Annotated in this window: 6 protein-coding genes and 2 rRNA genes; 6 read left to right on the top strand and 2 right to left on the bottom strand. The window is 67.3% G+C overall.

Going from position 1 to position 9,121, the window contains the following annotated elements; genetic code table 11:
• Positions 1-118: ribosomal RNA gene (locus tag LQV39_RS26210) — 16S ribosomal RNA — on the bottom strand; the annotation flags it as partial.
• A 503-nt stretch (positions 119-621) separates the two neighbouring features.
• Here LQV39_RS26210 and LQV39_RS26205 point away from each other — a divergent pair.
• The 6 genes from LQV39_RS26205 (at position 622) to LQV39_RS26180 (ending at position 8,635) form a co-directional block, all read left to right on the top strand.
• Positions 622-1,962 carry an SWIM zinc finger family protein gene (locus tag LQV39_RS26205; protein ID WP_230030126.1) on the top strand — a complete coding sequence of 447 codons (1,341 nt, stop codon included), beginning with the start codon at positions 622-624 and terminating at the stop codon, positions 1,960-1,962.
• Positions 1,963-1,971: 9 nt separating this feature from the next.
• Entirely contained in the window at positions 1,972-3,561 is a 1,590-nt protein-coding gene (locus LQV39_RS26200; RefSeq protein ID WP_230030125.1) for a DUF5691 domain-containing protein, read from the top strand.
• Positions 3,558-4,649 carry an AAA family ATPase gene (locus LQV39_RS26195; protein WP_230030124.1) on the top strand — a complete coding sequence of 364 codons (1,092 nt, stop codon included), beginning with the start codon at positions 3,558-3,560 and terminating at the stop codon, positions 4,647-4,649. The genes LQV39_RS26200 and LQV39_RS26195 overlap by 4 nt, the downstream gene beginning before the upstream one ends.
• A gap of 6 nt (positions 4,650-4,655) precedes the next feature.
• Complete coding sequence (locus LQV39_RS26190) at positions 4,656-6,962, top strand: DUF5682 family protein (protein WP_230030123.1); 2,307 nt, start codon at positions 4,656-4,658, stop codon at positions 6,960-6,962.
• Complete coding sequence (locus LQV39_RS26185) at positions 6,952-8,100, top strand: VWA domain-containing protein (protein ID WP_230030122.1); 1,149 nt, start codon at positions 6,952-6,954, stop codon at positions 8,098-8,100. The genes LQV39_RS26190 and LQV39_RS26185 overlap by 11 nt, the downstream gene beginning before the upstream one ends.
• A 64-nt stretch (positions 8,101-8,164) precedes the next feature.
• Positions 8,165-8,635, top strand: coding sequence for a DUF6328 family protein (locus tag LQV39_RS26180; protein ID WP_230030121.1), 471 nt, complete (start codon positions 8,165-8,167; stop codon positions 8,633-8,635).
• A gap of 379 nt (positions 8,636-9,014) precedes the next feature.
• Here the strand turns inward: LQV39_RS26180 and rrf are convergent.
• A 5S ribosomal RNA gene (gene rrf, locus LQV39_RS26175) occupies positions 9,015-9,121 on the bottom strand; the annotation flags it as partial.

Genomic DNA, 9,121 nt, shown 5'->3' with positions numbered 1-9,121 from the left:
GATGTATTACTCACCCGTTCGCCACTCGCCGCCAGGTTGCCCCGCGCTGCCGTTCGACTTGCATGTGTAAAGCATGCCGCCAGCGTTCAATCTGAGCCAGGATCAAACTCTTCAGTTTAATCTCTGTTTGTTGGCATTGCTGCCACCTTGATTTCTCAAGGGTCGCTCACTCAAAATACTGACCGTCACTCATTGCTGAGCAACGTTATACTTTTTGTGAACATTTGATAATTTAAGCATTCAGCATCCCGAAGGATGCTGGCACTTCATCAAACGCCCACACTTATCGACTGTTGATTGTTAAAGATCGTATTCGGTACTGCCTTGCTGCATTCTGCGAATCGTTGTGTTCGTCAGCAGCAGAGAAGTGAGATTATGCAGTGTTTCGCTTAACTCGTCAACCCCTCGTTTTTCTGCAACACCAGCGGAGTTATCAAAACATCCAGCCCAACTACTTGATTTCTTTCAGCTTTTCCGGCACTGCAGAAGCAGGACGCGCACTATAGCAAATGGATGAGGGAGTCCGCAAGCCCCAGTCCGCACGATTGACCATTTAGTGAACATCGCCGAGCATATGCCATCGCTGAGCTGTCCCTTCCATCATTCGCCCGAAAGACATCGGTGACTCTAGCCGCCAACCAGATCCTGGCACTCGCACCCGACCCTGCCTCGGCCAAGGCCGGCAGCCAACTGTCGGCGGCGCATCACTGGTCGAATCTCGGCAAAAGCGATGCCGCCTTATGGGGCGAATGCCAAGGCAGCGGCAAGACACCTTATAAGACACAGGTCGATTTGAATGGCCCCGCCTTCAAATGCACCTGCCCCAGCCGCAAATTCCCCTGCAAGCATGGCCTCGGTCTCTATCTATTGAAAGCAGCCGAGCCAGCACTGTTCCAGGACGGCGCTGAGCCGCAATGGGTCAGCGACTGGCTGGGCAGCCGCCAGGCGCGCCAGGAAAAGAAAGCCGACACTGCCGCCGCAGCGAGCACACAAGATCCGGCGCTCGCCGCAGCCCAGACCCGCAAGCGTGAGGAAAAGCGCGAAGACAAGGTCGATGCCGGCATGCGCGAACTCCAGACCTGGCTGCACGACCTCGCGCGCGAAGGTCTCGCCTCGGTACGCTCGCGCGGACAAGGGCCATGGGATGCCATCGCCGCGCGCATGGCCGACGCCCAGGCCGCGCCGCTGTCCCGCCGGCTGCGCCACGCCGGAGGCCTGCTGTATCAGTCCGGCCGGCGCAATGCCGACAGCCTGGTGGCGAACGAGCTGGCCTCGATCTATCTGCTGACCCAGGCCTGGCAGCGCCTCGACAGCCTGCCCTCCGCGCTGCAGGCCGATGTGCGCGCCCTGCTCGGGTGGACCGTGAGCCAGGACGAAGTGCTGCGCCAGCCCGGCATCGACGGCTGCTGGCAGGTGCTGGCCCAGACCACCTTCGACGACGAGCGCCTGCGCGTGCGCGCCACCTGGCTGCACGGCGATCCTGATGCGCGCTGGGCCCTGCTGCTGCAATATGCGGCCGGCGCCCAGGGTTTCGAACTGCAGCTCGCACCCGGTACGGAATTCGACGGCGAGTTGCGCTTCTATCCGGGCGCCTACCCGCTGCGCGCCCAGATCAGGCGCCAGGAGAACACACGCCCGCTCGTCTCGCTGGCCGCGCCGCTATCCGATCTGGACACCCTGCTCGATACCCATGCCGATGCCCTCGCCGTCCAGCCCTTCCTCGAGCGCCACCCGGTGCTGCTGGGCGGCCTGGTCCCGGATACCGCCGACCATGGCATCCTTCGCGATGCGGGCGGACGTGCGATCGCCTTGCACCCCGATTTCCGCCACCCCTGGCATCTGCTGGCCCTGAGCGGCGGCCAGCCGCTGACGGTATGCGGCGAATGGGATGGCCGCAGCCTGCTGCCGCTGAGCGTCTGGCACGAAGGCCGGCTGCTGAACGTCGACGGCGACTTCGTCTGAAGGGAGACCATGAGCGACGACCTGCGCCAGCGCCAGCAACTGTTGAAGATCGGGACCGCCCGCGCCGGCCGTGCGCCTGCGCCTCCGGCCGCGCCGCTGGATGCGCTGTTCCCGCAAGCGCAAGCGTCCGAGGCCGAGTCCACGCTGTGGTTGTCGCTCGGCGCGCTCGACCTGTGGGAGCGCAGCGGTTTCGTGCCGCCCGCCGCACCGCCCCAAACGGCGCCCGATCCGGCGCCGCCCGAAGACTTGCGCCCTTGCCCGCCGCGTGCGGAAGCGATCCTGCCCCTGCTGCTGGGCGGCCTTTACCCGGCCAGCCTGCAGGCCGAGTGGCTGCGCCTGCTGCAGCGGCATGGCGGCCATTTGCCGCCGCGCTTTCTCCCGCGCCTGCTCGACACGGCCACGCGCCAGCCGGCCTTGCGCGCACAACTGCTGCCGGTGCTGGGCGAACGCGGACGCTGGCTCGCGCGCATGCAGTCCGAATGGGCCTGGGCGACGAACGGCGCCACCGATGAAGAAGCCTCGTGGGACACCGGCACGCCGGAACAGCGCCTCCTTGCGCTGCGCACCTGGCGCGCCCGCGATCCGCAGGCGGCGCGCGATGCGCTGGCCGCAGCCTGGCCCAGCGAAGCGCCGGAACAGCGTGCGGCCCTACTGCCTGCGCTTGGCGTCCGGCTCAGCCTTGCGGACGAAGCCATCCTCGAAGCGGCCCTCGACGACCGCCGCAAGGAAGTGCGCATGGCCGCGCAGCGCCTGCTGGCATCCCTGCCCGGATCGCAGCTGGGCCAGCGCATGCTGGCGCACCTGCTACCGCTGCTGCGCGTCGAGAAGCCGTGGCTGGGCAAGGCGCGCATCGAGCTGACCCTGCCGGAGACCTGTGACGCGGCGATGCGGCGCGACGGCATCGGCGTGTCGGCGCATCCGGGCATGGGCGAAAAGGCGGGGTGGGTGGTGGACATGCTGGCGGCCGTCGATCCGCACGTGTGGGAAAAACAGTTTGAGCGCAGCCCGCGCGAATGCCTGGCCCTGGCCGACAACAGCGAATTCAGGGCGGTGCTGATGCGCGGCTGGTCCCTGGCCGCGCTGCGCGAGCTGGAACTTGACGCCGCCTCCGAGCAGCAAGCCTGGCCGCAGGAACTGGCGCTGTGGTGGGTGGGCGCCGACATCGTGCGGCGCGAAGCGGTGCCGGGCGCAATGCTCGGCGCGTTCGCCGCACGCTTCCACGACAACGCCGGCGGCGCCTCCATCGCGCTGCTCGATGCCCTTCCCGATCACTGGTCCGGCGATCCCGAACTGCTGCAGCTGCTGCACCGGCTGGCGGACCAGTCGCAGGACACCTGGACGCCGGCGCTGACCCGCAGCTTCCTGCAGCGTCTCCAGGCCATCCGCCCCAGCTTGATGAAACAGGGCCAGCTCGGCCCGACGCAGCTGCTGCTCTCGCCCTTCGCCAAAGTCGCCGATCCGGCTGTCGCTACCGCCGCCGAAGCGGATTGGCGCGCCAGCATCAAGATCGACAGCGAATGGCGCCCGGCCATCGCCCGATTCTTCGACCTCGTGCGCCTGCGCCACGAGATGATTCTTTCATTCCAGGAGCCCGCATGACCGCCCTCGATTCCGTCCTCCGCCAGCATGCGGAGCAGCAGTACGCCGATGAGCTGGAAGCCTTGACGGCTGCGGACACGCGCCAGCGGCCGCCGCGCTGGAAGATGTCGCCATGGGCGGTGGCGACCTACCTGCTAGGCGGCCGGCTGGAAAACGGTACGGAGATCAGTCCGAAGTACATCGGCAATCCGCGTGTGATCGAGATCGCGGTGGCCACCCTCGCCACCGACCGCGCCCTGCTGCTGCTGGGCGTGCCCGGCACCGCCAAGTCCTGGGTCTCGGAACACCTGGCGGCGGCGATCAGCGGCGACTCGACCCTGGTCGTGCAGGGCACTGCCGGTACCAGTGAGGAAGCGGTGCGCTACGGCTGGAACTATGCGCAGCTGCTGTCGCAGGGGCCGTCGCAGGATGCCATCGTACCGAGCCCGGTGATGCGCGCCATGCGGACCGGGAAGATCGCCCGCATCGAAGAGCTGACGCGCATGCCGGGCGAGGTGCAGGACAGCCTGATCTCGGTCCTGTCCGAGAAGGTGCTGCCGATCGCGGAGCTGGACGACGAAGTGCTGGCGCAGAAGGGCTTCAATATCATCGCCACCGCCAACGACCGCGACCGCGGCGTGAACGAGCTGTCGAGCGCCCTCAAGCGCCGTTTCAATACCGTGGTGCTGCCGCCGCCGCGTACCGCCGACGAGGAAGTGCGCATCGTCGAGACCCGCGTGGCCAGCGTCGGCCGCGCGCTCGAGCTGCCGGCCGAGGCGCCCGCGCTGGAAGAGATCCGCCGCATCGTCACCGTGTTCCGCGAGCTGCGCGAGGGTGTTACCGCCGACGGCAAGACCAAGCTGAAGGTGCCGAGCGCCAGCATGAGCACGGCGGAGGCGATTTCGGTGATCACCCACGGCATGTCGCTCGCCGCCCACTTCGGCGACGGCGTGCTGCGCGGCGCCGACCTGGCTGCCGGCATGGTCGGGGCGATCGTCAAGGATCCGCTGCAGGACCGCGTCGCCATGCTCGAATATCTGGAAACGGTGGTGAAGGAGCGCAGCGGCTGGAAGGATTTGTACCGCGCCTGCCGCGAGGTGATGGAGTAAGCGGCGATGAGCGTTCACCTGTTCGGCATCCGCCACCACGGCCCAGGGTGCGCGCGCAGCCTGGCCGCGGCCCTGCGCGAGCTGCAGCCGGACTGCATCCTGGTCGAAGGCCCGCCGGAAGCCGATGCGCTGGCGGGTTTCGCCGCGCGTGCCGAGCTGGCGCCGCCGGTGGCCCTGCTGGTGTACGCGCCGGCCGAGCCGCGGCGCGCCGCGTTCTATCCCTTCGCCGAGTTTTCGCCGGAGTGGCAGGCGCTGCGACATGCGGCCGAACGTGGGATCGAACTGCGCTTCTGCGACCTGCCGCAGAGCCAGCGCTTTGCCCTGCGCGCGGCCGAGGAGCAGGCGCGGTCCCTGGCGCCGGCTGCGCAGGATCCGGACGGCGCCGCTTCGGATGCGGATGCCGCGCCAGACGTGGCCCAGCCGGAACCGGCAGACGGCGATCCGCACGCGGCTCTGCACACCGACCCGCTGCGCTGGCTCGCCCATGCCGCCGGCTACGGCGACACCGAAACCTGGTGGGACCACCTGGTCGAACAGCGCAGCGACAGCCTCGACCTGTTTGCGGCAATCGCCGAGATGATGACGGCGCTGCGCGAGGCCGCCGGACCTTTGACGGACGAACTGGAAATCAAGCGCGAAGCCACCATGCGCACGGCGATCCGCCAGGCCGTCAAGGAAGGCCGCGAACGCATCGCCGTCATCTGCGGCGCCTGGCACGTGCCGGCGCTGGCCGTGCTGCCGAGCGCGAAGAGCGACGCCGACCTGCTCAGGGGACTGGCAAAGGAAAAGGTGGCGGCAACCTGGGTGCCGTGGAGCCACGGCCGCCTCAGCTTCGCCAGCGGCTACGGCGCCGGCGTCACCGCGCCGGGCTGGTACCGCCACCTGTGGCGCCACCAGGACCGCGCCGCGCTGCACTGGCTGACCGCAGTCGCGACTTTGCTGCGCCGGCACGACCTCGACGCCTCCTCCGCACACGTGATCGAGGCGATGCGCCTGGCCGATACGCTGGCGGCGCTGCGCGAGCGCCCACGTCCTGGTCTCGACGAATTGATGGAGGCAGTGCGCGCCGTGTTCTGCTACGACAGCGACACGCCGCTGCAGCTGATCGAGCGCGCACTGCTGGTCGATGAGGCGCTGGGCACGGTGCCGGACGACGTGCCGGCGGTGCCGCTGGTGCAGGACGTGTTCGCGCAGCAGAAGCGGCTGCGTATGGCGGTGCGCGCCGACGCCACCGACCTCGATCTCGACCTGCGCCAACCGGCGCACCTGGAAAAGAGCGTGCTGCTGCACCGCCTGGCCCTGCTCGGCGTGCCCTGGGGCCGCCAGCAAGCGGTGCGCGGCAAGACCGGCACCTTCCATGAACTGTGGCGCCTGGTCTGGGAGCCGGAATTCGCGGTCGACCTGATCGCCGCCAGCCGCTGGGGCGGCACGCTGGAGGTGGCAGCCGGCAGTGTGGCCGCCGAGCGCGCGGCAGCGGTTCAGGGCTTGCCCGAGCTGACCGCGCTGATGGAGGTCGTGCTGCTGGCCGACCTGCGCGAGGCGGTGGCGCCACTGATGGCGCGCATCCAGGACGCCGGCACCCAGACCTCGGACCTCGGCCTGCTGCTGGCCGCCCTGCCGCCGCTGGTCAACGTGCTGCGTTACGGCAGCGCGCGCAAGGTGGACACGGCCTCGCTCTCCCACGTGGTCGACGGCCTGGCGGCGCGCGCCTGCATCGCGCTCCCATATGGCGTGCGCGGCGTGGCCGACGATGCCGCGGCCACCCTGCTGGGCCAGATCATCGCCGCCGACCAGGCGCTGCGCCTGTTGCAGGATGATGCCCACCAGGCTGCCTGGTTCGGCGCGCTCGGAACAGCCGCCGCCAGCAGCGTGTCGCATCCGATGCTTAGCGGCCGCAGCGCCCGCATCCTGACGGAACACAGTGAGTGGAGCGCCGAGCGCGCGGCGCAGCAGCTGGCCCTGCACTGTTCCTACGGCGTGCCGCCGCTGGCCGCCGCGCAGTGGCTGGAAGGCTTCCTGCAGGGCAGCGGCGCGCTGCTGGCGCACAGCGACACCCTGTGGCATATCGTGAACGGCTGGCTGCTCGCGCTGCCGCCCGATACCTTTACCGAACTGCTGCCGCTGCTGCGCCGCACGGTATCGACCTTCAGCGCGCCGGAGCGCCGCGAGCTCGGCGAACGTGCGGTGCATACGGGCGGCGCGGCGTCCCTTGCGATGCTGGCCGCGACCGCGGTGGATCCCGCGCGGGCGCAGCGCGTGCTGCCGATCCTGCATACCCTGCTGGCTTTACCGGAGAACGGCCATGGCGAATGACGAGCGCAGTATGGAAGGGGCGCGCCGCTGGCGCCTGGTGCTGGGCCAGGACGCGGTGTCGAACATCCCCTTGAAGGTCGAGGATGCGGCCATCGACAGCGCCCTCGATGCGCTGTACGGCACGCCGGAGAGTCCGAAGGGCGGCCTGGGCGCATTGGCGCCGCGGGTGGCGCGCTGGCTCGGCGACATCCGCGAGTACTTCCCGTCCAGCGTGGTGCAGGTGATGCAGAAGGATGCGCTGGACCGCCTGGGACTGCAGCAGATGCTGTGCGAGCCCGAGATGCTGGCCGCGGTCGAGCCGGACGTGCACCTGGTCGCCGCCCTCCTCAGCCTGAACCGCGTGATGCCGAACAAGACCCGCGCCACTGCCCGCAAGGTGGTGGCGAAGGTGGTCGAGGAACTGGAGCGCAAGCTGGCGGCGCCGATGCGGCAGGCGGTATCGAGCAGCCTGAATCGCGCGGTCCGCAATCTGCGCCCGCGCCACCAGGAGATCGACTGGCTGCGCACCATCCGCGCCAATCTGCGGCACTACCAGCCCGAGTACCGCACCATCATCCCCGAAACGCGAATCGGCTTCGGCTGGCGCGGCCGTTCGCTGCGCGACATCGTGCTGTGCGTCGACCAGAGCGGATCGATGGCGGCGTCGGTGGTGTATGCGGGCGTGTTCGCGGCGGTCCTTGCAAGCATCAAGGCGGTCAGCACCTCGGTGGTGGTGTTCGACACGGCGGTGGCCGACCTGACGCCGCTGCTGTCGGATCCGGTCGAGGTCCTGTTCGGCACCCAGCTGGGCGGCGGCACCGACATCAACCGCGCACTGGCCTACTGCCAGGGACTGATCACGCGGCCGCGCGAGACCATCTTCGTGCTGATCAGCGATCTCTACGAAGGCGGCAACAATGCGGAGATGCTGGGACGTGCGGCCGCGCTGGTGGGCAGTGGCGTCCAGGTGATCGCCCTGCTTGCCCTGAACGATACGGGCGCGCCGGCCTACGATCACGACAACGCGGCGAAGCTGTCTGCGATGGGCATCCCCTGCTTTGCCTGCACGCCGGGTCTGTTCCCGGACCTGATGGCGGCGGCGATCCAGCGGCACAGCCTGGAACAGTGGACGTCGAAGGCCGGCATCGTGCGCGCCTGATTCCTACATTTCCTCAATCGTGCGTCCGGTTGAATACTGCCGGGTTTGACGTTACTGTCATCCCATGGACGATCAAGCTTCTCAACAACAGAAAAACGAACAGGAGATGCGCGACATTATCGAAGAAGCGCGCTGCATTCTTCCTGGTCTACAGGCGGTGTTCGGTTTCCAGACGATCGCCGTATTCAATGAACGGTTCACGGACCTGCAAACCTATGCCCAGGCCTGCCATCTGGTGGGACTGTGCCTGCTGGTAGTCGCCATGGGCATGCTGATGACGCCGGCTGTCTACAACCGCGCGCAGCACGGGCACGCGACCTCGCGCATGGTGCGTACTTCGCGCAAGAGCATCCGTGGTGCGTTGATGCCACTGGCTGTCGGGCTATCGCTCGACATGTTGACGGTGATGTCGCTTGCAACCGACAGCCTCTCGCTCAGCATCGCGGCCGCGGTTGCTTCCCTCCTGCTGTTTGTGGGACTCTGGTATCTCATTCCACGAAGCGATCCCATCCAGGTTGCCGAGCCGCGTTCCTGATTAGTGTTGCAGTGCAGGGGGTTGTGTGAAGCCCCGAACAGATGAGGGCGCTTGCAACTGGATAATACCTGTATGGCCTGTGCATCTGACAGGCCCGGGAGGAATGCCACGAACTGGGCGACACTCGTCTACCTGAAGTTCCGATATCGGGGGGAGCACAGACGGGGATGAGTGTAAGCCCAGCCGTTCATGCTAGCGGTCCGTCGGCCTCGTCGACGGATGCAGGACTGGAAACGGCTGGGTGCGACGCCAATCGAAATGAAGCCCGTCAGCAGGTACGCAATGCGTGCCGCGCTGACGGGCTTTTGATTTATTTGCCGGGCTCAGAAAAGCAAAAAGCCCGCTCAGTGTTGACTGAGCGGGCTCTGCTTAATAATTAGCCTGACGATAACCTACTTTCACACTGGTTGCAGCACTATCATCGGCGCAAAGTCGTTTCACGGTCCTGTTCGGGATGGGAAGGGGTGGTACCGACTTGCTATGGTC

This window comes from Massilia sp. Bi118, assembly GCF_918697865.1.
In the GTDB taxonomy this organism is placed as follows: domain Bacteria; phylum Pseudomonadota; class Gammaproteobacteria; order Burkholderiales; family Burkholderiaceae_D; genus Telluria.
Note: the sequence above shows the minus strand (reverse complement) of the source record. Positions and strands in the feature narration are given on the sequence as shown.